General features: G+C 71.6%; 16 protein-coding genes. 8 read left to right on the plus strand and 8 right to left on the minus strand.

The genetic code is table 11. The features are described from left to right. The first annotated feature begins 4 nt into the window (after positions 1-4). Both ABXJ52_RS29390 and rsgA read left to right on the plus strand, forming a co-directional pair. Positions 5-1,630 carry an NAD(P)/FAD-dependent oxidoreductase gene (locus ABXJ52_RS29390; RefSeq protein ID WP_367045948.1) on the plus strand — a complete coding sequence of 542 codons (1,626 nt, stop codon included), beginning with the start codon at positions 5-7 and terminating at the stop codon, positions 1,628-1,630. A 224-nt stretch (positions 1,631-1,854) separates the two neighbouring features. After that, a complete protein-coding gene (rsgA, locus tag ABXJ52_RS29395; RefSeq protein ID WP_367045951.1) occupies positions 1,855-2,982 on the plus strand; it encodes a ribosome small subunit-dependent GTPase A in 1,128 nt (375 codons plus the stop codon). A gap of 37 nt (positions 2,983-3,019) precedes the next feature. Here rsgA and ABXJ52_RS29400 read toward each other — a convergent pair whose 3' ends face one another. Next, on the minus strand, positions 3,020-4,222 hold the full coding sequence (locus ABXJ52_RS29400) for an IS110 family transposase (protein ID WP_367040134.1): 1,203 nt from the start codon (positions 4,220-4,222) through the stop codon (positions 3,020-3,022). A 590-nt stretch (positions 4,223-4,812) separates the two neighbouring features. Between ABXJ52_RS29400 and ABXJ52_RS29405 the strand changes: the two genes are divergently transcribed. After that, a complete protein-coding gene (locus ABXJ52_RS29405; protein WP_367049359.1) occupies positions 4,813-6,171 on the plus strand; it encodes an AlkA N-terminal domain-containing protein in 1,359 nt (452 codons plus the stop codon). A gap of 156 nt (positions 6,172-6,327) precedes the next feature. Here ABXJ52_RS29405 and ABXJ52_RS29410 read toward each other — a convergent pair whose 3' ends face one another. The 3 genes from ABXJ52_RS29410 to ABXJ52_RS29420 all read right to left on the minus strand — a co-directional run bounded on the left by ABXJ52_RS29410 (position 6,328) and on the right by ABXJ52_RS29420 (position 8,319). Continuing rightward, entirely contained in the window at positions 6,328-6,696 is a 369-nt protein-coding gene (locus tag ABXJ52_RS29410; protein WP_367045955.1) for a PPOX class F420-dependent oxidoreductase, read from the minus strand. Between the two features lie 76 nt (positions 6,697-6,772). Beyond that, positions 6,773-7,255 (minus strand): DUF456 domain-containing protein, encoded by a 483-nt coding sequence (locus ABXJ52_RS29415; RefSeq protein ID WP_367045958.1) that lies wholly within the window; start codon positions 7,253-7,255, stop codon positions 6,773-6,775. An 80-nt stretch (positions 7,256-7,335) separates the two neighbouring features. Further along, positions 7,336-8,319, minus strand: coding sequence for a helix-turn-helix transcriptional regulator (locus ABXJ52_RS29420; RefSeq protein WP_367045959.1), 984 nt, complete (start codon positions 8,317-8,319; stop codon positions 7,336-7,338). A 235-nt stretch (positions 8,320-8,554) separates the two neighbouring features. Here ABXJ52_RS29420 and ABXJ52_RS29425 point away from each other — a divergent pair, with 235 nt between their 5' ends. From ABXJ52_RS29425 to ABXJ52_RS29435, 3 genes are all read left to right on the plus strand, one after another. Beyond that, positions 8,555-12,307, plus strand: coding sequence for a S8 family serine peptidase (locus ABXJ52_RS29425; RefSeq protein WP_367045961.1), 3,753 nt, complete (start codon positions 8,555-8,557; stop codon positions 12,305-12,307). 129 nt (positions 12,308-12,436) lie between these two features. Next, positions 12,437-14,101: a protein phosphatase 2C domain-containing protein gene (locus ABXJ52_RS29430; protein WP_367045964.1), complete on the plus strand. Its 1,665-nt coding sequence runs from the start codon at positions 12,437-12,439 to the stop codon at positions 14,099-14,101. An 85-nt stretch (positions 14,102-14,186) separates the two neighbouring features. After that, complete coding sequence (locus ABXJ52_RS29435) at positions 14,187-15,929, plus strand: pyruvate dehydrogenase (RefSeq protein ID WP_367045966.1); 1,743 nt, start codon at positions 14,187-14,189, stop codon at positions 15,927-15,929. 16 nt (positions 15,930-15,945) lie between these two features. Here ABXJ52_RS29435 and ABXJ52_RS29440 read toward each other — a convergent pair whose 3' ends face one another. After that, entirely contained in the window at positions 15,946-19,002 is a 3,057-nt protein-coding gene (locus ABXJ52_RS29440) for a glycoside hydrolase family 38 C-terminal domain-containing protein (protein WP_367045969.1), read from the minus strand. Positions 19,003-19,220: 218 nt separating this feature from the next. On the opposite strand from ABXJ52_RS29440, the gene ABXJ52_RS29445 reads away from it, so the two are divergent. Further along, a complete protein-coding gene (locus ABXJ52_RS29445) occupies positions 19,221-19,703 on the plus strand; it encodes an ATP-binding protein (RefSeq protein WP_367045971.1) in 483 nt (160 codons plus the stop codon). A 39-nt stretch (positions 19,704-19,742) separates the two neighbouring features. On the opposite strand, the gene ABXJ52_RS29450 is transcribed toward ABXJ52_RS29445, so the two are convergent. Together ABXJ52_RS29450 and ABXJ52_RS29455 are read right to left on the minus strand one after the other, a co-directional pair. Beyond that, positions 19,743-20,819, minus strand: a complete 1,077-nt coding sequence (locus ABXJ52_RS29450; RefSeq protein WP_367045973.1) for a DUF2637 domain-containing protein — start codon at positions 20,817-20,819, stop codon at positions 19,743-19,745. A gap of 239 nt (positions 20,820-21,058) precedes the next feature. Further along, positions 21,059-21,910, minus strand: coding sequence for a (2Fe-2S)-binding protein (locus ABXJ52_RS29455; protein WP_367045975.1), 852 nt, complete (start codon positions 21,908-21,910; stop codon positions 21,059-21,061). Positions 21,911-22,045: 135 nt separating this feature from the next. Between ABXJ52_RS29455 and ABXJ52_RS29460 the strand changes: the two genes are divergently transcribed. Next, a complete protein-coding gene (locus ABXJ52_RS29460; RefSeq protein ID WP_367045977.1) occupies positions 22,046-22,855 on the plus strand; it encodes a GntR family transcriptional regulator in 810 nt (269 codons plus the stop codon). Positions 22,856-23,114: 259 nt separating this feature from the next. Here the strand turns inward: ABXJ52_RS29460 and ABXJ52_RS29465 are convergent, their stop codons facing one another. Next, a complete protein-coding gene (locus tag ABXJ52_RS29465; RefSeq protein WP_367045979.1) occupies positions 23,115-23,876 on the minus strand; it encodes a hypothetical protein in 762 nt (253 codons plus the stop codon). Positions 23,877-23,970 lie beyond the last annotated feature (94 nt).

Here is a 23,970-nt window from a genome sequence, read left to right on the forward strand (position 1 = left end):
AGGAATGACGTACTCCGCAGACTCAAGGACCGAAGGCCCGGAAGGCGCCGCCGAACCCGGCACCCCCGTCGAGCACATCGACGTCGTGATCGTGGGCGCCGGGCTCTCCGGCGTCGGCGCCGCATACCGGCTGCAGACCGAGTGCCCCGAGCGCTCGTACGCGATCATCGAGGCGCGGCAGTCCATGGGCGGCACCTGGGACCTGTTCCGCTACCCGGGCGTCCGCTCGGACTCCGACATGTTCACCCTCGGCTACGCCTTCAAGCCCTGGCGCGACACGAAGGTGCTCGCCGACGGCCGGTCCATCCTGAGCTACATCAAGGAGACGGCGGCGGAGTTCGGCATCGACCGGCGTATCCGCTACGGCACCAAGGTCGTCGGCGCGGACTGGTCCACCGCGACGGCGCGCTGGACGGTGACCCTGGAGCGCAGCGACTCGGATGGCAGCCGCACCCTGACCACCATCACCTGCGACTTCCTGTACTCCTGCGCGGGCTACTACAACTACGACCAGGGCCACGCACCGGAGTTCGCGGGCGTCGACTCCTTCACCGGCACGGTCGTGCACCCGCAGTTCTGGCCCGAGGACCTGGACCACGCGGGCAAGCGCGTGATCGTCATCGGCAGCGGCGCCACCGCCGTCACCCTGGTACCCGCGATGGCACGGAGCGCCGCGCACGTCACCATGCTGCAGCGCAGCCCGACCTGGATCGGCTCGCTGCCCTCGCGGGACAGGCTCGCCGACGGCATCCGCGCCGTACTGCCCGCGAGCGCCGCGCACCGGGTCGTGCGGACGAAGAACATCCTCTTCGCCATCGGCCTCTACCAGTTCTGCCGCCGCAGCCCGAAGGCCGCGCGCAAACTGCTCACCGGCCTCAACAAGCGCATCGTCAAGGACGACCGCCTGGTCGCCGACCACCTCACGCCGTCCTACGACCCCCGGGACCAGCGGCTTTGCGCGGTGCCCGACGCCGACCTGTTCGAGTCGCTGAAGGCGGGTGACGCCGAGATCGTCACCGACCACATCGACCGCTTCGTCCCCGAAGGCGTCCGGCTGAAGTCCGGCCGTGTCCTGGAGGCCGACGTCGTCGTGACCGCCACCGGGCTCCAACTCCTCGCCTTCGGCGGCATCGAGCCCCGCGTCGACGGTCAACCGGTCGAGCTGAACCGGCAGTTCGTGTGGCGCGGCGCGATGATGACGGGCGTACCCAACTTCGCCGTGTGCATCGGCTACACCAACGCGTCGTGGACGCTGCGCGCCGACCTCACGTCCCGGCTCGTCTGCAAGGTGCTCAACCACATGCGCGCCAACGACTACGCGGCGGTGGAACCGAAGCCGGCCGGCACGCTCGACGAACGTCCGCTGCTCGACCTCGCCTCCGGATACGTCCAGCGCTCCATCGACGCCTTCCCCCGGCAGGGCGACCGCGGCCCCTGGAAGGTCCGGCAGAACTACCTGCTCGACGCCGCGTCGACGATGCGCACCAACCTGCGCCGGACGCTGGCGCCCACGCCGCTGTCCGCCGTGCGCCGGGCCCGCGCGGCGGCGGCCGCGTCACCCGTCCCGGCCGGGGGCGTCGCGGCCGGGCCCGTCGCGGCCGGGCGGGAAAAAGGTTGGCGCTCCGACTGAGGCCGGGGCTAGGGTTGGTTCCGTTCCACCGGCGGCCGTGAAGGCCGTCGGTCGTCGGCGGAGTGTGTGAATCCAGGAGGTGTGACCGATGGCTGTCGTTGAGATGGGCGCTGCCCGCATCGAGAAGTCCGTTCATTCCACCTCCGTGGCCACCGGCTGACCTTCCTCTTATGACGCGCGCCAGCGTGCGCGTGCGCCGGGGCCACCCCTGTGAAGGGTCCCCCTTGTCTTCCTCTTCTCCATCCCAGAGTCGATCCCACGCTTCATCCTCGGCCCCGCACCCTCTCGCGCCCTACGGCTGGGACGAGGACTGGGAAGCCGAGTTCACCCCGTACGCGGCGCAGGGCCTGCTGCCCGGCCGTGTCCTGCGCGTCGACCGAGGCCAGTGCGACGTCGTCACACCGAACGGCACGGTCCGTGCCGACACCGAGTTCGTCGTGCCCCGCGACCCGATGAAGGTGGTGTGCACGGGGGACTGGGCCGCCGTCGACCCCGACGGTGGCGATCCCCGGTACGTCCGTACGCTGCTGCCGCGCCGGACGGCCTTCGTGCGGTCCACGTCCTCGAAGCGGTCCGAGGGGCAGATCCTCGCTGCCAACGTCGACCACGCGATCATCGCGGTCTCGCTCGCCGTCGAGCTCGACCTCGGCCGGATCGAACGGTTCCTGGCCCTGGCCTGGGAGTCCGGGGCCCAGCCGCTGGTCGTCCTCACCAAGGCCGACCTGGTTCCGGACGCCACCGGCCTGTCCTATCTGGTCGAGGACGTCGAGACCTCGGCCCCCGGCGTCCAGGTGCTCCCGGTCAGCGCGACGACCGGGGAAGGCGTCGACATCCTGTGCGCCGTCGTCGCCGGCGGTACGTCCGTCCTGCTCGGCCAGTCCGGAGCGGGCAAGTCGACGCTGGCCAACGCGCTGGTGGGCGAGGACGTCATGGACGTCAACGCCGCCCGTGACGTGGACGGCAAGGGCCGCCACACCACGACCACCCGCAACCTCCTCGTGCTCCCCGCGGGCGGCGTACTCATCGATACGCCGGGACTGCGCGGCGTCGGCCTGTTCGACGCGGGGGCGGGCGTCGGCCAGGTCTTCGCCGAGATCGAGGAGCTGGCGGCCGACTGCCGCTTCCACGACTGCGCCCACGCGGCCGAGCCCGGCTGCGCGGTACTCGCCGCCGTGGCGGACGGCACACTCCCCGACCGCCGCCTCGACAGCTACCGCAAGCTGATCCGCGAGAACCAGCGCATCGTCGCCAAGACGGACGCGAAACTCCGCGCGGACATGCGCCGCCTGTGGAAGCTGCGGGGCGCGGAGGGCAAGGCGGCGATGGAGGCGAAGCGGGGGCGCGTCCGCTAGGGGGTGGGCTTGGGGGGGGGTGCCTCTATGTCTTTCGTCAAGCGAGGCGTGGGGTTCTGGGTTCGTAGAAGGTGCCGTCGCGGAGCATTGCAAACAGCACGTTGATCCGTTGTCGGGCGAGGCGGAGGAGCGCTTGGGTGTGGGTTTTTCCTCTGGCCCGGCATTTGTCGTAATAGGTGCGGGAGGCAGGATCGTGCAGGGCAGCGAACGCGGACAGGAACATCGCGCGTTTGAGCTGCCGGTTGCCGCCCCGTGGGGCGTGTTCGCCGTGGATCGAGGTCCCGGAGGACTTGGTGGTGGGGGCGAGGCCGGCGTAGGAGGCGAGGTGGGCGGCGGTGGGGAAGCTGGTGCCGTCGCCGACGGTGACCAGCAGTGCGGCGGCGGTCCTGACGCCGACGCCGGGCAGCGACGTCAGGACCTTGGAAAGAGGGTGGTCCTCCAGCAGGGCTGCGATCTGGGATTCTGCCGCCCGTCGTTGCTCGTGAACGGCGCCGAGCGAGCGGGCCAGCGAGGGGATCACGATGTCCAGGGTGCCGGTGCCCGGGACCACGACGGTCTGCTCGTCGAGTGCATCGAAGACGTCGTCGGTCAGCCGTTTTGCCATGCGCGGGGCTTTGGGCCGGACCACCTCAACCAGCCTGCGGCGTCCGGCTCTTCGCAGCGCGGCTGGGGATCCGTAGCGTTCCAGCAGCCAGGTGACCGCCGGGTGATCCAGACGCGGGCCCAGGACCCGTTCCAGGGACGGGTGGAACTGGGTGAGCAGGCCCCGGATCCGGTTGGATGTGCGGGTGGCCTCGGCCGCCAGGTCCTGGTCGAAGCCGACGAGGACGGTGAGCTCGGCGGTGATCTCGTCGGTCAGCTGAAGCGAGCGAAGGGTGTGCGGCATGGTGCGGGCGGCGTCCGCGATGACGGCCGCGTCGCGGGCATCGGTCTTTGCCTCGCCCGGGTAGAGGTCAGCGATCCGTCGCATCGAAAGGCCCGGCAGGTAGGCGACCTGGCAGCCCGTGTCGCGGGCCACTGTCAGCGGCAGAGCGCCGATCGAGGCCGGCTGGTCCACGACGACCAGGACGGTGCCGAACTTCTCGCGGAGCTTGTCGAAGACCTGCCGCAGCTTCGGTTCGGTGTTGGGCAGTTGCTTGTCGAAGACTTTCTTGCCGGCCGGGGTGAGTCCGTGTCCGTGGTGAGCGCTCTTCCCCACGTCCAGGCCCAGGAAGACACCTATCTCGTCGTACTCGTTCAAACCGTCCTCCCGAACGGACGTTGTGCGTGCTGGCCTGGGCGTTGGCGTCGTGCGCGCATCCACGTTATGCAGACCTGCCGCCTGCGAAGGACCGGGCATTGCGCTCGGCCGGGCGGTAGTCGGACCTCTCATCAGCGTCTCCAACGGCGCCTCTCGGGCCCGGTGGCACCACCCCCCAGGTCATCGCTTCGACAGGGGGGACCAGCCATGCCGGGCCCGGAGGCCAGCGGCCCTCTTGCAGGACCGCGGAAAACATAACGGGGGGCTTGGGGGGGGCTTGGGGCGGGGGCGACGCGCCCCGCGTCGTCCCCCACCCCCCGGCCGCACCCCCCACCAGTCCTCTCCGGCCCGCCCGTCCGTCCTGCCTGCGCCGCAGCTGCTCGGCTCGCCGGTGGGAGGCGCCGCCGCGCCAGTCGCTGCCAGCCCCAGCCAGCTGCCTGGGGCTGGGAAGGGGGCGGGGGCGGGGATCGCCCCCGCCCCCGTCGTCGTGTCGGTTCCTGGGTGGGCTTCGGGGCCCAGGGGTGGATCGCAACGTGGTGTCCGAAAGCCGCCAGCCGGTGTGGGCTCGGCGTCGCACACTGGGGAGTGTGATCGATGAAGAGAACAGGTACGAGGCCGTTCGCAGTCGGGACGCTCGCTTCGACGGGGAGTTCTTCTTCGCCGTCGAGACCACCGGCATCTACTGCCGGCCCAGCTGCCCCGCCGTCACCCCGAAGCGGCAGAACGTCCGCTACTACACCACCGCGGCCGCCGCCCAGGGCTCCGGGTTCCGGGCCTGCCGACGCTGCCGCCCGGACGCCGTGCCGGGGTCCGCGGAGTGGAACGTACGCGCGGACGTCGTAGGGCGCGCCATGCGCATGATCGGGGACGGCGTCGTCGACCGCGAGGGCGTCCCCGGACTCGCCGTCCGCCTCGGCTACAGCGCCCGGCAGGTCCAGCGGCAGCTCACCGCCGAGCTGGGGGCCGGCCCCGTCGCCCTCGCGCGGGCCCAACGGGCGCACACCGCCCGGGTGTTGCTGCAGACCACCGCCCTGCCGATCACGGAGATCGCGTTCGCCGCGGGGTTCGCCAGCGTGCGCCAGTTCAACGACACGATCCGGGCGGTCTACGCCCTGACTCCCACCGCCCTGCGCGCCGCCGCGCCACGTGGCCGGGGCGCGGGTGCGGGACGGGCCACCCCGGCCGCCGGGATTCCGCTGCGGCTCGCCTACCGAGGGGCCTACCAGGCAGACGCCGTCTTCGACCTGCTCTCCGAAGAGGCCGTGACGGGAATCGAGCAGGTCAGCGGTGAGCGGGGCGGGCGGACGTACCGGCGTACGCTGCGGCTGCCGTACGGCACCGGGATCGTGGCCGTCGAGGAGAGCGAGCACGGGGTCGGCGGGTGGCTGGACGCCAGGCTCCACCTGACCGACCTCCGTGACCTCACGACCGCCGTGCAGCGGCTGCGGCGGCTCTTCGACCTCGACGCGGATCCGTACGCCGTGGACGAGCGGCTCGGCGCGGACGCGGGGCTTGCTCCGCTGGTCGCGGCCCGGCCCGGCCTCCGGTCGCCCGGGGCCGCGGATCCGGAGGAGTTCGCGGTGCGGGCCCTCGTGGGGCGTGCGGAGGCTTCGCTCTTGGTGGAGCGGTACGGGAAGGCGCTGGACGCGCCGTGTGGATCCCTCACCCATGTCTTCCCCGAGCCCGGCGCGCTCGCCGGGGAGCCGGGGCCCTTGGGGGAGCTGGCTGCCGCGCTGGCCGACGGGCGCGTTCGGCTCGACGCGGGGGCGGATCGGGAGGACGCGGAGGCCGGCCTCGCGGCCTTGGAAGGGGTGGACATGGGGGTCGTGGCGGCTGTTCGGATGCGGGCGCTGGGGGATCCGGATGTGGGTTTGCCCGGGGTGGCGGTGTCCGAGGGGTGGCGGCCGTGGCGGTCCTATGGCGTGCGGCATCTGCTGGTGGCGGGGTGAGGAATTTGGCCCCCACCCCGCCCCTTTCCGGAAACCGTGCCGGATGGATTCCAGCCTGTCCGGCGTTTGAGGACGAACTCGGCGGAGCCGGTGACAGACGGCAGCCAGGGCTCCCGCGCCAGCGGGTTTTCGGGAAGGGGCGGGGTGGGGGACCAGTTACTGCTCAAGCCCCCAGCTATGGATCCTCCGAGGATGGATCCGGATCAGCTCCTCGCTGAAGTGAGGGCCCAACTCATGCGGGCCCGCGAGGAGTTCCGCGTCCCCCCGGATGTCGACGCCCCGCACCTTCCACGGCCGCTCACTCACGATGTCGTCGACGACCAGTGACACCTTGGGATTCTGCTGGAGGTTCCGCCACTTCTTGGTGGTGCCCAGCGCATACCCGCCGATCAGGATCGTCCCGTCGTCCTGCGGGAAGAACCCGACGGGATTCGCCTGCGGCTGCCCCGTCGCGTCGACGCTGGCCATCCGGCCCAGACGTTGGGACTTGAGGTATGCCCGCTCGGCCTCGCTGAATTCCGTCATGGAGCGAGCCTAGGCCGCAGGCGGGCCCGAGTGAGGCGCCTCCTTGCTCGGGACGAGCGGGACAGGGACCGGAGGCTCACCCCCAGATCACAGCCCCCAGCCACGCCCCCGCGATGAGCAGGCACGCGAACAGCTCGGTCAGCACGCTCCAGCCGCCCGCCCGCATGGCCGTCCGCGTGGCGGTCACCGCCTCCCCGTGGCCTCCGAGCCGCAGCCGTTCCCCCAGGTAGATCCCCCCGATGAAACCCGGCAGCGACCCGATCACCGGCACCACACAGAAGCCGACAAGGGCCCCGGCCCCCGCATACACAGCCGTCCGGCGCGTGGCGCCGCTCTGCCGGAAGCGCCGTGGCGGCAGCAGCCACCGGATGCCCTGCGCCACGAGGAGCACCACGGAAGCGCCGACGAGGACCCACCAGGCGACCGGGTCCGGGTCCTTCAGGGCCCACCACAGAACCGCGGCCCACACCAGCCACGGCCCCGGCACGCCGGGTACGAGCACCCCGCCGATCCCGAGCAGCAGCACCACTCCGACCAGCAGGAGTTCCCAGGCTCCCATCTGTCAAGCGTGCCGGAAACGGGGCAAAACCGCAGGTCGCACGAGTTCCCGCAAGCCTCCTGAGCAGGCTCGGCGGGGCCTCAGCGCGCCACCCAGCCCCGCTCGTACGCATGCCAGCCCAGCTGCAGCCGTGTTGTCACGCCCGTCAGCTCCATCAGGCGCTTGACCCTGCGCTGCACCGTCCGAAGGCCGAGGTCCAGCTGTTTGGCCACGCTCGCGTCCGTCAGGCCCGCGAGCAGCAGCGACAGGATCTCCAGGTCAGCGCCGTCGGGACCGTCGGGGGCGTCCTCGGTCACCGCGTGGCCGCCCTCGCCGAGCCGCAGCGGCAGCGCGTCCCGCCACACCGCCTCGAAGAGCCCCGTCAGGGATTCGAGCAGGCCGCTCGCGTGTACGACGAGCGCGGCCGGCTCCGCCCTGCGCGAGGTCAGCGGCACCATCGCGAGCGAGCCGTCGGCGATCACCAGCTTCGTCGGGACGCGGTCCACGACCCGCACCTGTTCGTCGCGGCCGATCGCCGCCGACAGCTCCAGAAGACCGGTGGGGAGCGCGAGGACGGACCGCTCGACCACCACGCGGTAGGTGACGCCGCGGCCCGCCGCCTGCTCCTCCGCGTCGTTCTCCACGCCGGTCACCGCCACCGGGTTGCCGGTCACCAGCGCGCACACCTCGTGGCTCGCGCCCAGCTGCAGCTGCAGGAAGCGCTGTGAGACCGCGCCCGCGCCGGTGACCACCTCGACCAGGTCGTGCACCGCGGGCTCGGCGGCCTGCGCGCGGTACTCCTCGGCCAGGAGCTTCGCCGCGAGTTCCGCCTTCTCCAGCTCGTGCCGCTGCTGGGTCAGGAGCGCGCCGAGCGCCACACCGGGCGGGGCCGCCACCCACCGGCCCGCCTTGCCGGAGGCCTGGGCGGCCAGGCCGTGCAGTTCGAGGCGGCGCAGGGCGCTCACCGTGTCCGGCTCGCCCAGCGAGAGCCGCCGCGCGAGATCGGGCACGTCGGCGGCGCCCACCGCCACCAGCGCGCGATACGCCGATTCGTGCAGCTCGTCCAGACCTATCGCAGCCAGCATGCGGCGACGCCCCTCCCCACGGATCCGTTACGACGGCGCCCTGGCGGAAAACAGCCACGGCGTAAACCCGCCCCGGGACATCATCCCCGTACCCCCCGGCTCTCTGCCAAGGTGACGCCACCGCAGCACCAACGGCAGCCGCGGTAAAAGCCTTTGGTCCGATTTCGGCTGTGATTCCGCATGCCCCGCACCGGCATGTCCGTCAACCGCGTGCCCATCAACCCTGGGGAGAGCGATGCGCCCGATATCGCGCACGGCCTTGGGAGCGGCGTCCGCCGTCGTCCTCGCCGTCACCGCGACCGTCCCGTCCGTGGCAGAGCCGCGTACGGCGGCGGACACGCGCCCGCTGGTCGGCGGCGCCCCGCAGGGGGAGGGGAGCTCCGTCGTCACCCTCGTCACCGGCGACCGTATCCTCGTATCGACCGACGGCAAGAAGCGGGCGGGCGCGAGCGCGCTGCCCGGCGCCGACGGCGCGGTGCCCCTCGTCCAGACCAGACAGTCGGGCAAGGACCTGTACGTCTACCCCGAGGGCGCCGTCCACGCGATCGCCGCCGGCAAGGTCGACGAGGAACTCTTCAACGTCACCGGCCTCGTCCGGCAGGGTTACGACGACGCGCACGCCAAGAACCTCCCGCTGATCGCCGTGTACGACGACTCCGTCGACGTCACGCGCTCGGTGCCCGCCACTCCGCGCGGCGCCGAGCGCGACCTCGTCCTCGAACCTGTCGACGGTGTCGCGCTGAAGGCCGACAAGAAGAAGGCCGCGGACTTCTGGGCGGATATCACCTCACCCAAGTCCCGTGCCGCATCCAACCTGAAGAAGCTCTGGCTCGACTCCAAGGTCCAGGCCACCCTCGACCGGTCGACGAAGCAGGTGCACGCCCCCGAGGCCTGGGCCGCGGGCTACGACGGCAAGGGCACCAAGGTCGCCGTGCTCGACACCGGCGCCGACGCCGAGCACCCCGACCTCAAGGGCCGGATCGGCGCCGCCAAGAACTTCACCGACTCCCCGGACGGCGAGGACCGCCAGGGCCACGGCACCCACACCACCTCCACCGTCGGCGGCACCGGCGCGGCGAGCGGCGGCAAGAAGAAGGGCGTCGCACCCGGCACCGAGCTGCTGCACGGCAAGGTGCTCAACGACAGTGGCTCCGGGGCCACTTCGTGGATCATCGCGGGCATGCAGTGGGCCGTCGACGAGAAGGCCGATGTCGTCTCCATGAGCCTCGGCAACCCGGCGCGGACCGACTGCACCGACCCGATGAGCACGGCCACGGAGGAGCTCGCGCAGTCGAGCGAGGACACCCTCTTCGTCCTGGCCGCGGGCAACACTGGACCGAGCCTCAACTCCGTGTCCTCGCCCGGCTGCGCGCCGAGCGTCCTGACCGTCGGCGCCGTGGACCGCGACGACTCGACGGCCTCGTTCTCCAGCCGTGGACCCGCCTACGGCTCGCACACCCTCAAGCCGGAGATCGCCGCACCCGGCGTCGACATCTCCGCCGCCGCGGCGGGCGGCAGAGGCGTCTACGCCTACCAGTCCATGAGCGGTACGTCGATGGCGACCCCGCACGTCGCGGGCGCCGCCGCCCTGGTCAGGCAGCGCCACCCGGACTGGAACGCCCAGCAGATCAAGTCGGCCCTCGTCTCGTCGGCGGACAGCGCCATCCCCGGTGACGTGACCGAGACGGGTGGTGGCCGCCTCGACGTGAAGGCCGCCATCGACCAGAAGGTGCTCGGCTCGCCCGCCGTGCAGGGCGGCAGCTTCGGATGGCCCCAGGACAACTCGGACCGGACGACGGTCGACGTCCCGTACACCAACACCACGGGCAAGTCAGTGGAGTTGAAGCTGGCCGTGCAGGGTGTCACCGGCAACGACGGCTCGGCCGTGCGGTCGGACATCGCCGGGCTCGGCGCGCGCTCCGTCAAGGTCCCCGCCGGGGCCACGGTCAAGGTCCCGCTGAAGCTGGACCCCGACGCGCACCTCAAGAAGGCCCAGTACGGGGACGTGACCGGACGCGTCCTGGCGAAGGCAGGCGGGGGCGTCGCGGTCTCCACGCCCTTCTCCCTGTACGTGCAACCGCAGACGGTCAGCCTCCGCGTGAAGCTGGTCGACCGCGCCGGCAAGCCCGCCGACGGGCCGTCGTCCGTCGACCTCATCGGCACGGACGACGCCACCGGTGAGCGCCGCTTCAACGAGGGCGCCAACGACCAGACGTACCAAGTCCGCCCGGGCACCTACTTCCTGACCGGATTCATCGCTACGCCGGCTTCCGACGGCGGCACCTTGACCGACTCGCTCACGCACATCGCCCGGCCCCAGGTCGAGGTGAAGAAGGACATGACCCTCACCCTCGACGCCCGCCAGGCACATCGCCTCACGATCAAGACGGACAAGAAGTCCGAGGTGCGCGGCGCCACCCTCGGGTTCGCCCGCAGCTGGGGCACCGACAACTGGCTGCACGCGGGCACCGCGGCAGGACCGCGTTCCATCCGCGGCTTCTACCAGTCCGTCGAGGGCAAGGCGACCGACGGCACCTTCGAGTCGAGCACCTACTGGCGTGCGGCGGCGCCCCTGCTCTCCGAACTCGCCGTGGTGGGCGGCACATCGCTGCACCCCACGCCCGCGTCCACCGGATCGGCCAACCTCGACGGCACGGGCAAGGCGGCTCTCGTGGACGCCGGGTCCGGCACTCCCGCGGAGCTGGAAGCCGCAGGGGTGAAGGGCAGGATCGCCCTGGTCAAGGTCCCGGACGGCGGCGGCGCGAACGCCGTGGCGACGAACGCGAAGGCGGCAGGCGCGCTCGCGGTCGTCGCCCACCGCACGGCACCAGGCCGCTGGTACCCCTCGGTCGGCCTGAGCGGATCCCCGCTGCCGGTACTCGGCATCCCGACGACCGAGGCGACCGCGCTGCTCACCGAACTGGCGCAGGGCAGCGTCGAGTTGAAGTGGAAGGCAACGGCGAAGAGCCCCTACGTCTACAACCTCGCCTTCCCCGAGACCGGCCAGGTCCGCGACGACCGCACCTACCGGGTGCGGGACAAGGACCTCGCGGCGAACGAGGCGACGTACCGCGCGATGGGCACGGCCACGGACTATGTGGACCTCCCGTCCGCCGTCCGTCCCTCGGGTCTCGAGGTGTACTTCGCCGACATCGAGTCGGTCCCGGCCCCCGGCAAGCGCACCGAGTACTACTCCGCCGGCACGACCGGCTGGGGCCACCAGGTCTCCAGCAGCTTCCCGTTCGGGGAGTTCATGATCGACCCGGTGCGCACGTACGAGAAGGGGGAGCGGCGCAGCGAGAAGTGGTACGAGGGTGTGCTCACCCCCGTCGCGCCACGGGACGCCGACGGCGGCCTCGGTCTCGCCGGAGAGCGGCAGGACAACCTGATCGGTGTCGCGCCCGGATTCTGGGGCGACGGCGAACACGCCGGAATCCAGGGCGGGTTCGGCGACATCGGCGGCCTGGAGCTGAAGCGGGACGGTGAGGTCGTGGGTGAATCGGGCTGGCCGTACGGCGTGTTCCCGGTCCCGGCCGACGACTCGGCGTACGAACTCAGCCTCCACACGCACAAGATCGGCTCGAAGGTCTGGAAGCGGTCCCTGAACACGCGGACCACGTGGGCGTTCCGTTCGCACCTCGACGAGGAGGCGTACTCGCAGGGCATCCCGATGCTGTTCCCGCGCTACGAGCTGCCGGAGGACGGCATGAAGACGCTGGCCGCGGAGGACGGCCAGAAGATCGGGATCGCAGCGACAGGACACGCGGGCTACAAGCCCGGCGCGCTCAAGTCGGCGGCCCTGTCCTACTCCTACGACGAGGGCAGGACCTGGACCGAGGCGAAGACGTCGGTCTCCGGCGGCAGGTGGACCGCCACCGTGGATCACGCGGGAGCCTCGGGCAAGGAGGTCTGGCTCAAGACCGAACTGACGGATACGAACGGAAGTTCCGTCACTCAGACGGTGGCCCGCGCCTACGACGTGCGATAAACACACAGACACCGCCGGGCGGTCCTCCCGTGGGGGGTGGGCCCGCCCGGCGGCCCTCATCACTCTTCCGGTGGCCGGAATTTCCGGATGCACCGTTTTCGTACGGCCTTTGCGGTGGACAATAGGGGCATGAGCCAGCAGGGGGAGAGGCACGACGGAGCCTCCGGCCAGGAGGACGACTGGTGGGGTCAGCTCTACGACGACTCCGCTCATGACACGGGTCCGGCCGAGGCGGCCGACACTCTCGACGACAGGTTCGCGTCGGCGGTTTCCGCGTCGGCGGGCGAGGGCGTGGTCGTCGCCGCCCCCGAGGACGAGGGCGAGGGCGAGGGTGCGCACGGAGCACCGCCCCGCCCCGGCCGCTTCCCCGCCCCGGAGCCGCCGCCCCCGGGTTTCCAGGACCGGCGAAGCGCCTTCGACTCCGCCCCGGGCCTCGCTCCCCGGCCGCCGGACTCCGCGCCGCCGCGGGAGCCATCGCCCCCGCCCTCTCCCGCAGCGCCCCCGCCCTCTCCCGCAGCGCCCCCGCCTCCCTCGTACGACCCGCCCCCACCCGCCGCCCCCGTCCGCCAGGACGTCGCCCCCTGGGAGTCCACCGCCGCGCCCACGGGACCGGTGACCTTCCCGGCGCGCCCGTCGAAGCAGCCCGGCGACCCGAGCCGCACCACCGCCGTCCCCGGGCCACGCGCGCCCGAGGAGTCCGCGGTTCCGGAACCGCAGGCACTCGCGCCGGTGGAACCGCAGGCATCCGCCCCGCCGGAATCGCGGGCTCCCGCTCCAGCGGACGCGGGACCCGCCGTGGTGGCGGCAGCGCCCGTGGACGCAGTCTCGTACGTCGGTGACGGGCCGCCCACCTATGACGCCGAGCCCACCGTCCTGCCCACCGCCGACCCCGACGACCTCGGTGATCTGGTCGCCGACACCGTGCTCGACGGCGCCCGTTACGGCAACTCCACCCTGCGGGCCGTCTCCGTGCGCGGGGACTCCGCGCGCTATCGGGGCGAGCCGCGCCGCGACTCGCTGCTCACCGCGCGGTTCGGGACCGGGGAGAGAGCCCTGGTCCTGGTGGCCATGGCCACCGGCGCACGGGCCACTCCGGGCGCCCATCGCGCCGCCGCCGAGGCCTGCGCGTGGATCGGGCGGGCCGTGGGCCGCAGCCATCAGCGCCTCTCCGAGGACATCCGGGCCGCCCGGCGCGGGGACCTCAAGAGCGGCCTTCACCGGCTCACGGACCGCAGCCTCGGCAAGCTCCGCGCGCACGCCGCCGACCTCGGCATCGAGCCCGAGGAGTACGCGGCGTCGCTGCGCTGCCTCCTCCTGCCGGCCGACCCCGAATGCCGTACCCGCGTCTTCTTCGGTGTCGGCGGCGGCGGACTCTTCCGGCTCAGGGACGGCGCGTGGCAGGACATCGAACCGCACGTCAGCGACTCCGCCGGTGACGCCGGGCCGCCCGTGGTCGGGTTCGGTTCCATGCCGCCGCAGACCCCCGACGGCGATCGGCTCACCATGGACATGGGGATCATCACGCCCCCGAGTCCCTACGAGCCCGCACCCGAGCCGCCGCCCCGCGAACCGTTCCGCTTCCGGGCCTCCGTAGCCCGCCCGGGTGACGCCCTGATGCTCTGCAGCGGCGGCCTCGCCGAGCCCCTGCGCGGCGAGCCCGAGCTGGCCGCCCATCTCACGCAGCGGTGGGCGAAGAGCGGTCCACCGGGCCTCGCGACGTTCCTCGCGGACATCCAGGTCAGGGTCAAGGGCTATGCGGACGACCGGACGGCGGCCGCGGTCTGGGAGGCGTGAGCGCCGGTCTTTGGGAGGCGTGAGCGTCCGCCCTGTGAATTCATGGACCCCAAGAGAACAAGGGGACTGAAGGGTTCGTGAAGCCATGGCCAAGCAGAACGTCGCCGAACAGTTCGTCGACATCCTCCACCGCGCCGGTGTGCGCCGGATGTACGGAGTCGTGGGCGACAGCCTCAACCCGGTCGTGGACGCGATCAGGCGCACCAAGGGCATCGAGTGGGTGCAGGTCAGGCACGAGGAGACGGCGGCCTTCGCGGCCGGTGCCGAGGCCCAGATCACCGGCAGCCTCGCCGTCTGCGCGGGCTCCTGCGGCCCCGGCAACCTCCACCTGATCAACGGCCTCTACGACGCCCACCGCTCCATGGCGCCCGTCCTCGCCCTCGCGTCCCACATCCCGTCGAGCGAGATCGGGCTCAGCTTCTTCCAGGAGACCCACCCCGACCGGCTCTTCCAGGAATGCAGTCACTACTGCGAGATGATCTCCAGCCCGCAGCAGATGCCGCGGCTGCTCCAGACCGCCATCCAGCACGCGATCGGGCAGTCCGGCGTCAGCGTCGTCACCCTGCCCGGAGACATCGCCGACCAGCCCGCCCCCGACAAGTCAGCCGAGAGCGCCCTGGTCACCTCGCGCCCCACCGTGCGCCCCGGGGACACGGAGATCGACAAGCTCGCCGAGATGATCGACAAGGCCGGCAAGGTCACCCTCTTCTGCGGCAGCGGCACGGCCGGCGCACACGCCGAGGTGATGGCGTTCGCCGAGAAGATCAAGTCCCCGGTGGGCCACGCACTGCGCGGCAAGGAATGGATTCAGTACGACAACCCGTACGACGTCGGCATGAGCGGACTCCTCGGCTACGGCGCCGCGTACGAGGCCACCCACGAGTGCGACCTCCTGATCCTGCTCGGCACCGACTTCCCGTACAACGCCTTCCTGCCCGACGACGTCAGGATCGCCCAGGTCGACGTGCGGCCCGAACACCTCGGCCGCCGCACGAAGCTGGACCTCGCCGTCTGGGGCGACGTACGCGAGACGTTGCGCTGCCTCACCCCGCGCGTCGCGCCGAAGAGCAACCGCAAGTTCCTCGACAAGATGCTGAAGAAGCACGCGGACGCCCTCGAAGGCGTCATCAAGGCCTACACCCGCAAGGTCGACAAGCACGTCCCGATCCACCCCGAGTACGTCGCCTCCGTGGTGGACGAACTCGCCTCCGACGACGCGGTGTTCACGGTTGACACGGGCATGTGCAACGTCTGGGCCGCCCGCTATCTCTCCCCGAACGGCAAGCGCCGCATCATCGGATCCTTCAGCCACGGCTCGATGGCCAACGCCCTGCCGCAGGCGATCGGCGCCCAGTTCACCGACCGTAAGCGCCAGGTCATCTCCATGTCGGGCGACGGCGGATTCTCCATGCTGATGGGCGACTTCCTCACCCTCGTCCAGCACGACCTGCCGGTGAAGGTCGTCCTCTTCAACAACTCGGCGCTCGGCATGGTCGAGTTGGAGATGCTCGTGGCCGGGCTCCCTTCGTTCGGCACGGACAACCACAACCCCGACTTCGCCGCCGTGGCCCGCGCCGCCGGTGCCTACGGCGTACGCGTGGAGAAGCCCAAGCAGCTCGCGGGCGCTCTGAAGGACGCCTTCTCGCACAAGGGGCCCGCGCTCGTCGACATCGTCACGGACCCCAACGCCCTCTCCATCCCGCCCAGGATCAGCTCCGAGATGGTGACCGGCTTCGCGCTCTCCGCCAGCAAGATCGTCCTGGACGGCGGCGTCGGCCGCATGGTCCAGATGGCACGCTCGAACCTGCGGAACGTGCCACGGCCTTGACGTTTCATGCGACGGATCAGGCGGGCCGCAGCCGCAGCGTCACGATCTGGAACGGCCGCAGCGCGAGGACGAGCCCCGCGTCGTCGGTGTGCGCCGTTTCGAGCGGACGCTCCAGGAGGTCGGTCACCTCGGCGGCGCTGACCGCGAACGACGTGGTGAGCGTGGCGGCGGCGCGTCCGCCCCGCGACTCGTAGAGACGCACCACGACGTCACCGCTCCCGTGGTCCGCGAGCTTCACCGACTCAACGGTCACGGCCGGATTGTCCACGCTGACCAGCGAGGGCAGCACGGGACCTTCGGCGACCCGCAGCGGCAGGTTCAGCGCGAGGCCCTCCGCGACCGCGTCGCCCGTCGTCGCCCCGGGCAGCAGGGCGTACGTGAACCGGTGCACGCCCAGATCCGTCTCCGGGTCGGGGCTGTGCGGGGCGCGCAGGAGCGTGAGCCGCACGGTGGTGCCGAGCCCCTCGCCGTGCGGCGCGCGCGTCACGTCATGGCCGTACGTCGAGTCGTTCAGGACCGCGACGCCGTACGATTCCTCGGCGACCCGCAGCCACCGGTGCGCGCAGATCTCGAAACGGGCCGCGTCCCAGCCGGTGTTGGCGTGCGTGGAGCGGTGGACGTGACCGAACTGGATCTCGGCGGCGGACCGTTCGGCGTGCACGTCCAGCGGGAAGGCGGCCTTGAGCACCTTCTCCGACTCCCGCCAGTCGACCTCCGTGACGACGTCGATCCGGCGGCTGCCCGCGGCGAGCCGGATCTCCTGGGTGATGCGCGAATCCCCGAAGGCCCGCACCACACGGACGGCGACCCGCAGCGGCCCGTCCTCGACCAGCTCCACCGACTCGGCGTCCGTGAGGTCGGTGTGCGTGTTGCGGTAGTGCTTGTCCAGGTCCCACGCGTCGTAGTGCGTGGGGTGATCGGGGTGCAGCTGGAGGAGGTTGCCGCGCGATCCGGGGGAGAGGACCTCGCGGTGCGCGTCGATGTCGTGCACGGAGGTCAGCAGCCCGTCCGCGTCGACGGCGACGCGCAGATGCTCGTTCAGGAGCTGGATCTCGCCGTCGGCGAGCAGGGCGGTCGCACCGGTCTCCCGCGTGTACGAGGCCGCCTCTTCGAGACTCTTGCTCCCCAGGGCCGGGACGTTGACGTGGACGAGGGCGCCGTCTTCGGCCGTGACGACCTCGCTGCGGGGGTACGGCGACGCGTTGAGCGCGACGGGCCCTCCCGGGCCCAGGGAGCGCACCGCCGACGCGGTGATCTCGTCGAGCTCGGCCAGCACGCGCGCGTACGTGTCGCGCGCTTCCCGGTGCACCCACGCGATCGACGAGCCGGGCAGGATGTCGTGGAACTGGTGCAGGAGCACCGTCTTCCAGAGCCGGTCGAGGGTGGCGTAGGGGTAGACGTACGCGGGGTCGCGGACCGCTGCGGCCGTGCACCACAACTCCGCCTCGCGCAGGGCGTGTTCGGTGCGGCGGTTGCCACGCTTGGTGGCCGCCTGCGTCGTGTACGTCGCGCGGTGCAGCTCCAGATAGAGCTCGCCGGACCACACCGGCGCCTTGGCGCCGTACTCCTCCTCGGCGGCGGCGAAGAACGCCGACGGCCGCTCGATCTCGACCCGCGGTGACCCCTCCAGGGACCGCAACCGCCGTGCCTTCTCCAGCATCTCGCGCGTCGGGCCTCCGCCGCCGTCGCCCCAGCCGAACGGCACGAGGGAGTGGGTCGCGCGTCCCTTCTCGGTGAAGTTGCGTTCCGCGTGGGCGAGTTCGGCGCCGTGGATCTGGGAGTTGTAGGTGTCGACGGGAGGGAAGTGCGTGAAGACCCGGGTGCCGTCGATGCCCTCCCACCAGAAGGTGTGGTGCGGCATCTTGTTGGACTGGTTCCAGCTCAGCTTCTGGGTGAGGAACCAGCGGATGCCCGCGAGCTTCGCCAGTTGCGGGAAGGCCGCCGTGTAGCCGAAGGAGTCCGGCAGCCAGATCTCCTCGGTCTCCACCCCCAGCTCGTCGCGGAAGAACCGCATGCCGTGCGTGATCTGCCGGGCGAGTGCCTCGCCGCCCGGCATGTTGGCGTCCGACTCGACCCACATCGAGCCCACGGGCGCCCAGTTGCCGTCCGCGACGGCCTTCTTGATTCGCTCCCAGATGTGCGGCTGGTGCTCCTTGACCCAGGCGTACTGCTGGGCCTGTGAACAGGCGAAGACCAGCTCGGGATAGTCCTTCGCGAGCGCCGTCACATTGGCAAAGGTGCGCGATGCCTTGCGTACCGTCTCGCGCAGCGGCCACAGCCAGGCCGAGTCGATGTGGGCGTGTCCGGTCGCCGACACCCGGTGCGCGCTGGCGTGGGCGGGGCTCGCGAGGACCTCCGTCAGCTCGGCCCGTGCCGCCGCGGCCGTGCCCGACACGTCGTGCAGATCGAGGGCGTCGAGCGCTCGCTCCAGGGCGCGCAGGATCTCGTGACGCCGCGGACGGGCGGCGTCCAGTTCGTACATCAGCTCGGACAGGACTTCCATGTCCAGGGTCAACTGCCAGACGTCCTCGTCCAGTACGGCGAGATCGGCAGACGCGAATCGGTAGATGAGGCCATCACCCGCGGTCAGTACGTCGCCCAGGGGGGTCGGTTCGAAGTCGTGCAGGACGGCGGGGTTGGCCGCGGCCTCCAGGAGGAGGTGCACCGGCTCGCCGCCCTTCGCGGAGGCGGCCACGGGGATGTGCCGGTTGCGGGGGTGAATGCCCTTGAGGGGGACGCCCGAGGCGTCGTACACGAGCCCCTCCGCCTGGAAGCCGGGGCCCTCGCCGGTGAAGCCGGGGTCGATGACCACCTCGACGTGGCGCCCGCGCCAGTCATCCGGCACCTGGCCCCGCAGCCGGAACCAGCTGGTCGACCAGGGCTTTCCCCAGGCGGTGCCCGTCTCGAAGGGCTCGTACGCGGCGTCGATGGCCTCGGCTACGGGGACCGGTTCGCCCGGCGCGTGCCAGACGGAGAGGGCGAGCGGCACACGGTCCGCGTACTGGGCGGGGCGGATGAACTGCCGCAGGGCGCGCTCGAGGCGGCCCTCCACCAGCAGTCGGTCGTCGTGCACGGCGGCTCCTCTGAATGCTCGGGCGGGCCCGGAGGCGGTGCGTCCGGGCCCGGTCAGGATCATGCGGAAACGGTCCACCGCTTCACTTCCCCGCCGGGCTCGGGTGCACCCACCGAAATGGTTGACGAATGGACATGAGTGCCGCCAACCGAGTGGGGCATGCATTCCGTGAGGGTGTTCGAGCAGGGAGGAATGGACTCAGATCGTGGGCGGGGGTCATGACCAGGCAGTTAAGAGGGGGCGGTCCCATTCATCTCGGGACCTCTTCGCCGAAGGCAAGGGACGAGGCGATCGACGACAAGCCGGTGGAGCTCCAGCGGGCTCAACTCCGGCGCAGATTGGGGCGATCCGACCTGCGAGCGGTCCCTGAGGTCAGGGGCGCGCTGCGTGAACTGCTCCGGACCTGGGGGAGGCCCGGACGATCCGAGACAGCCGAGCTGCTGACCAGCGAACTGGTCACGAACGCACTGGTGCACACCGACCGCGATGCCATCGTGACGGTGACCGTGCGGCCCGGCAGGCTGCGCGTGGAGGTCAGGGACTTCGTGGGGCGCCGCCCGAAGCTCTGCGCGGCGGACGCCGACGACAGCACGCACGGCAGGGGCCTGATGCTCGTGCAGTCCCTCGCCGACGCGTGGGGCGTGCGGGCGCACGGGGTCGGGAAAGTGGTGTGGTTCGAGCTGGACGGCGGCCCGGCCTGAACCGGACCGCCGGCCAACTCCCGTCCTGCGCTGCTGACATCAGCCGAACTGCTGCTCCAGATCCTTGAGCTTCTGCTCCAGGGAGTCGAGCCGTGGCAGCGTCTGGGTGTCGTCCTCGGCGGTGAGGTCGACGGTGACGGGTTCAGTGCCGTTCTTCACGGCCTGGAGCGAGGGACGGGAGCGCAGCGGCAGCTGGTCCTGTTCCTGCGGCGCCGGGCCGGGTGCTATCGCGGGGTCCGCGCCGACCTGCCCGGACCCGGCGGCCGGAGCGACGGCTGGCAGATCGACCTGCCGCCCGCCGCCGCGGCCCGGGAGGCTGCGATGGCCTCTGCTGATCGCCTTGAGCTGCGCACGCTCCAACTTCTCGCGGCCCCGCCTGGTGATCCGGGTGCGCTCCTTCTCGCGCCGGTCCTCGCGGACCTCCTCGACCGCCTCGTCCAGGGTGCGTACGCCTTCGAGGAGCATCAGCGACCACGCGCCGAAGGTCTCCCGGGGCGCGCGCAGCCACCGTACGATCCGGATCTGCGGCAACGGCCGTGGCACCAGGCCCTGTTCGCGCAGAGCCGCCCGGCGGGTCTGCTTCAGCGCGCGGTCGAAGAGCACCGCCGCCGACAGCGACATCCCGGCGAAGAACTGCGGCGCGCCCGCGTGGCCGAGCCCTCTGGGCGCGTGCACCCAGTTGAACCAGGCGGCGGCGCCCGCGAACGTCCACACCAGGAGCCGCGAGCCGAGGGCCGCGTCACCATGGCTCGCCTCGCGCACGGCGAGCACGGAGCAGAACATCGCCGCGCCGTCGAGCCCGAACGGGACCAGGTACTCCCAGCCGCCGGTCAGGTTGAGGTTCTGCCGGCCGAAGCCGACCAGGCCGTGGAAGGAGAGTGCGGCGGCGACCGCCGCACAGCAGAACAGCAGAACGTACGAGGCCGTTCCGTAGATGGCCTCCTTGCGCCTGCGGCGCTCCTCGCTGCGTTCCCAGGAGTCGTCACCGGAGATACCGGCGGTCGCCTTCTGCCCGGCGCGCTTGCCGCGTGCGAGTACCGCCACCGCCACCAGCATGCCCAGGAGCAGGACGCCACCCGGAAGCAGCCAGTCCAGCGATATGTCGGTCAGTCTCATCTGGGGTCCCTTGCGTCGCGGTAGGGCGTTCGGGCGCCATAGTGGCCCAATCCCGATGGCCCCCAGTGGGCTTTTGGAGCAAGAGAACGCCAAGGGGGGTGCAAAGGGGTGCGACGCGCGCCGTTTTGCTCGAACTCAGGCCTCAGTAAGGAGAGTTGAGTTCGATTAAACGAACACGAAAGGGTGGTTCAGGAGGGAGGGGTTCGCGGTTTCGGCTAGGGACGGGACGGGGCTGCGGGTCAGGCCGCCGCTGCGGCGCTGAGGCGCGCGACGCGCTCCGCGTCGCAGGTGCGCGGGCAGGTCACACAGGTGTCCTCGGGGCGCAGTGTGTAGAACATGCAGCAGCTCGCGCGGTCCCGCGTCGGCAGGGACTCGCCGTTCGGGCCCCTCAGCTCACGGAACCCCGCCGTCCCCACGTACGGCTTGGTGGCACCCGGTAGCAGCCGTTCGAGCTCGGTCGTGGCGCGCTGCTCCTCGCCGAGGAGATGGGCGATGTACCAGAGCCCCTCGACGATCTCGTCCGTGGCGACGCTCCACAGGGCGCGCGAGCGGCGCCGCATCCGTGGCCCGAAGGCGTCCAGAAGCGGTCCCAGGTGCTCGGCGACGGAGGCCCGCACCTCCGCGCGCAGCGCCTCCTCGTCCGGCACGACGTGGGCTCCGGGGAGTGAGGCGGCCGGATCACCGGGCAGACAGGCGAAGCCCGCGCTGCGGACGGCCAGGCGGCCGAGGGTGCGCTGGAAGGACACGTTCTGTACGGGGAAGCGGGGCACCCTGCGGTGCAGGAACCACGGCAGAGTGATCAGCAGGGTGGCCGGCCAGGCGTAGCGGTGCAGCGCGAAGCTGGCGATGACGTCCGGACGCCCTGCCTGGCCGTAGTCCTTGCGTACCTGCGCCTCGTCCCACGCCATGAAAGCGTCGAGGTCGGCCCCGCCCTCCGCGAGCCGGGAAGCGGTGACCCAACCGCCGCCCTGGGGGGCCTGCTCCTCGTCGACGAGCTCGGTCACGCGCAGTCCGGGAAACACCTCGGTGAGGCGGGCGTAGGCGTCCGCGAGGGCGCTCGGGGCGCTCTTGGTCAAGGTGGGTACGGACATGCGGGGACCACCGAATCACGATCGATTGCAGGTAAGCCTAACCTTACCCAGAATGATCGAGGTTTCAACTGCGGGGCTGTCCGCCTATGGTGCCTCTCGTACCTTTCGGACCGAGCGGACTTTGGGGTGGACCTCGTGGAGCAGGCCAGAGCGCATGACGCGTACCGCCTCGCCGTCCGCGTCCCGGAGCAGGTGCGGGCCGCGGCGGCCCGGGACGCGACGGCCCGGGATGCGAGCCCGGCGGCGCCTGCGACTGCCGTCCGGGGTGAGCACACGCACGGGGAGGCGGCGCTGCCCGGGCCCCGCGCGCCCCGTAAGACGGTCCAGCGGAACTCGGTACGCGGGCAGATCCTGGACGCCCTGCGGGACGCGCTCGTCGGGGGCGACCTCGCGCCCGGCGAGGTGTACTCGGCGCCGGTGCTCGGCGAGCGCTTCGGGGTCTCGGCGACTCCGGTGCGCGAGGCGATGCAGCAGCTGGCGATCGAGGGCGCCGTGGAGGTCGTGCCGAACCGCGGCTTCCGGGTCACCGAGCGGAGCGCGCGCGAGCTGGGGGAGCTGGCGGAGGTACGGGCGCTGATCGAGGTGCCGGTGATGCTGCGGCTCGCCCGTACGGTGCCCGCGGCGCGGTGGTGCGAGCTGCGGCCCCTCGCGGAGGCGAGTGCGGTGGCGGCGGCGGGCGGTGATCTTGCCCGGTACGCGGAGGCGGACCGGGCCTTTCACGGGGCGGTGCTCGGTCTCTCCGGGAACCAGCAGCTGGTGCAGGTGGCGGACGACCTGCACCGGCGGTCGCAGTGGCCCCTCGTGAGCGGGCCCGTCCACGCCCGCCGTGCGGACCTTGTCGCTGACGCGGCGGAGCATATGGCTCTGCTGGAGGCGTTGATGGCGCAGGACCTGGGGGTCGTCCAGTCCCTGGTGCGGGAGCATTTTGCGGGGGCGGGGGGCTGAGGTCCGGGCGGTCCCTGCGGGGCATTCCCCAATCCCGCCCCTTCCCGAAACTGGGGCTCCGCCCCAGACCCCGTACAAGATGGCCTCAAACGCCGGCCGGGCTGGAAGTATCCAGCCCGGCCGGATACTTCCAGCCCGTCCGGCGTTTGAGGACGAACCCGGCGAAGCCGGTGATGACGCCCACCAAGGCCCCCGCGCCAGAGCGGGTTTTCGGGAAGGGGCGGGGTTGGGGAAAGGAAACGCCCCTGCCCTAAGCCGCCTACGCCGCCGGCGCCGGAGGACTCAAATGCTGCGCCAGCCAAGACGGCACCCCGCCCATCAGGCGGAAAAGGCGGGCCGCCTCGGCCCGGAGGCGTCCCGCCTCAGGCTCCGGCTCCGTATCAGCCAGCGCAGCCAGCGCGGGAGCCGTACCCACCAGATACCCCAGCTCCTCCCGAATCCGCAGCGACTCCGCGAACCCATGCCGCGCCTCGGCCGACTCGCCCTCCCGCAGGGCGAGTCCGGCCAGGTGGCGCCAGGTGAAGGAGAGCAGCAGAGGGTCGGAATGCGCCGTCGCCCCCGCGTGCGCCCGCCGGTAGGCGGCCCGCGCCGCCTGGGGCGAGTCCGAGATGTGCTCGGCGATCAGGCCCCGGCGGAAGTCGAGCAGCGGGCGCCCCGAAGCATTCGGGGCAAGGAGCGCCGCCGCTCGCCCCAGCGCCGTACGCGCCTCGTCCGCCCGGTCCCGCACGGCAAGGACCGTGGATGCGTACGCCAGTTGGCCGCGCTCGCACGCCGCAGCCCCACGGTCCTCGTCCGCCACGGCCAGCGCCTCGGCCGTCCGCAGCCCGTCCTCCGCCTCGGCCCAGCCCTCGCCCGTGAACAGGCACCGCTCCACCAGGAGTGAGGTTCTCTGCAGTGCGGGCCCTGGGCCCTCCCGTGAGGCCAGCAGCGCTGCCGCGTCGGTCCAACAGCCGCGCGAGCGCAGCCGCCATACCGCGGTCTGGAGTGGATCGTCCCCTGCAGTCGTTCCGGAACCAGACATGGCGGTATGCGCCACGTTGCCCTCCCCGAGCACGCCATTGAGCTGTTGAGTCGTGGGCGCATCTCAGCACGGATCGGCGCACCCGGCCAAGAGG

The organism is Streptomyces sp. Je 1-332 (assembly GCF_040730185.1).
GTDB lineage: Bacteria > Actinomycetota > Actinomycetes > Streptomycetales > Streptomycetaceae > Streptomyces.

Bases quoted from the DNA above. Each gene is read 5' to 3' on its own strand.
- ABXJ52_RS29455 (WP_367045975.1), bottom strand. From the start codon at position 21,910: ATGTCCGTACCCACCTTGACCAAGAGCGCCCCGAGCGCCCTCGCGGAC.
- ABXJ52_RS29465 (WP_367045979.1), bottom strand. From the start codon at position 23,876: ATGTCTGGTTCCGGAACGACTGCAGGGGACGATCCACTCCAGACCGCG.
- ABXJ52_RS29450 (WP_367045973.1), bottom strand. From the start codon at position 20,819: ATGAGACTGACCGACATATCGCTGGACTGGCTGCTTCCGGGTGGCGTC.
- ABXJ52_RS29445 (WP_367045971.1), top strand. From the start codon at position 19,221: ATGACCAGGCAGTTAAGAGGGGGCGGTCCCATTCATCTCGGGACCTCT.
- ABXJ52_RS29410 (WP_367045955.1), bottom strand. From the start codon at position 6,696: ATGACGGAATTCAGCGAGGCCGAGCGGGCATACCTCAAGTCCCAACGT.
- ABXJ52_RS29420 (WP_367045959.1), bottom strand. From the start codon at position 8,319: ATGCTGGCTGCGATAGGTCTGGACGAGCTGCACGAATCGGCGTATCGC.
- ABXJ52_RS29415 (WP_367045958.1), bottom strand. From the start codon at position 7,255: ATGGGAGCCTGGGAACTCCTGCTGGTCGGAGTGGTGCTGCTGCTCGGG.
- ABXJ52_RS29435 (WP_367045966.1), top strand. From the start codon at position 14,187: ATGGCCAAGCAGAACGTCGCCGAACAGTTCGTCGACATCCTCCACCGC.
- ABXJ52_RS29390 (WP_367045948.1), top strand. From the start codon at position 5: ATGACGTACTCCGCAGACTCAAGGACCGAAGGCCCGGAAGGCGCCGCC.
- ABXJ52_RS29425 (WP_367045961.1), top strand. From the start codon at position 8,555: ATGCGCCCGATATCGCGCACGGCCTTGGGAGCGGCGTCCGCCGTCGTC.
- ABXJ52_RS29430 (WP_367045964.1), top strand. From the start codon at position 12,437: ATGAGCCAGCAGGGGGAGAGGCACGACGGAGCCTCCGGCCAGGAGGAC.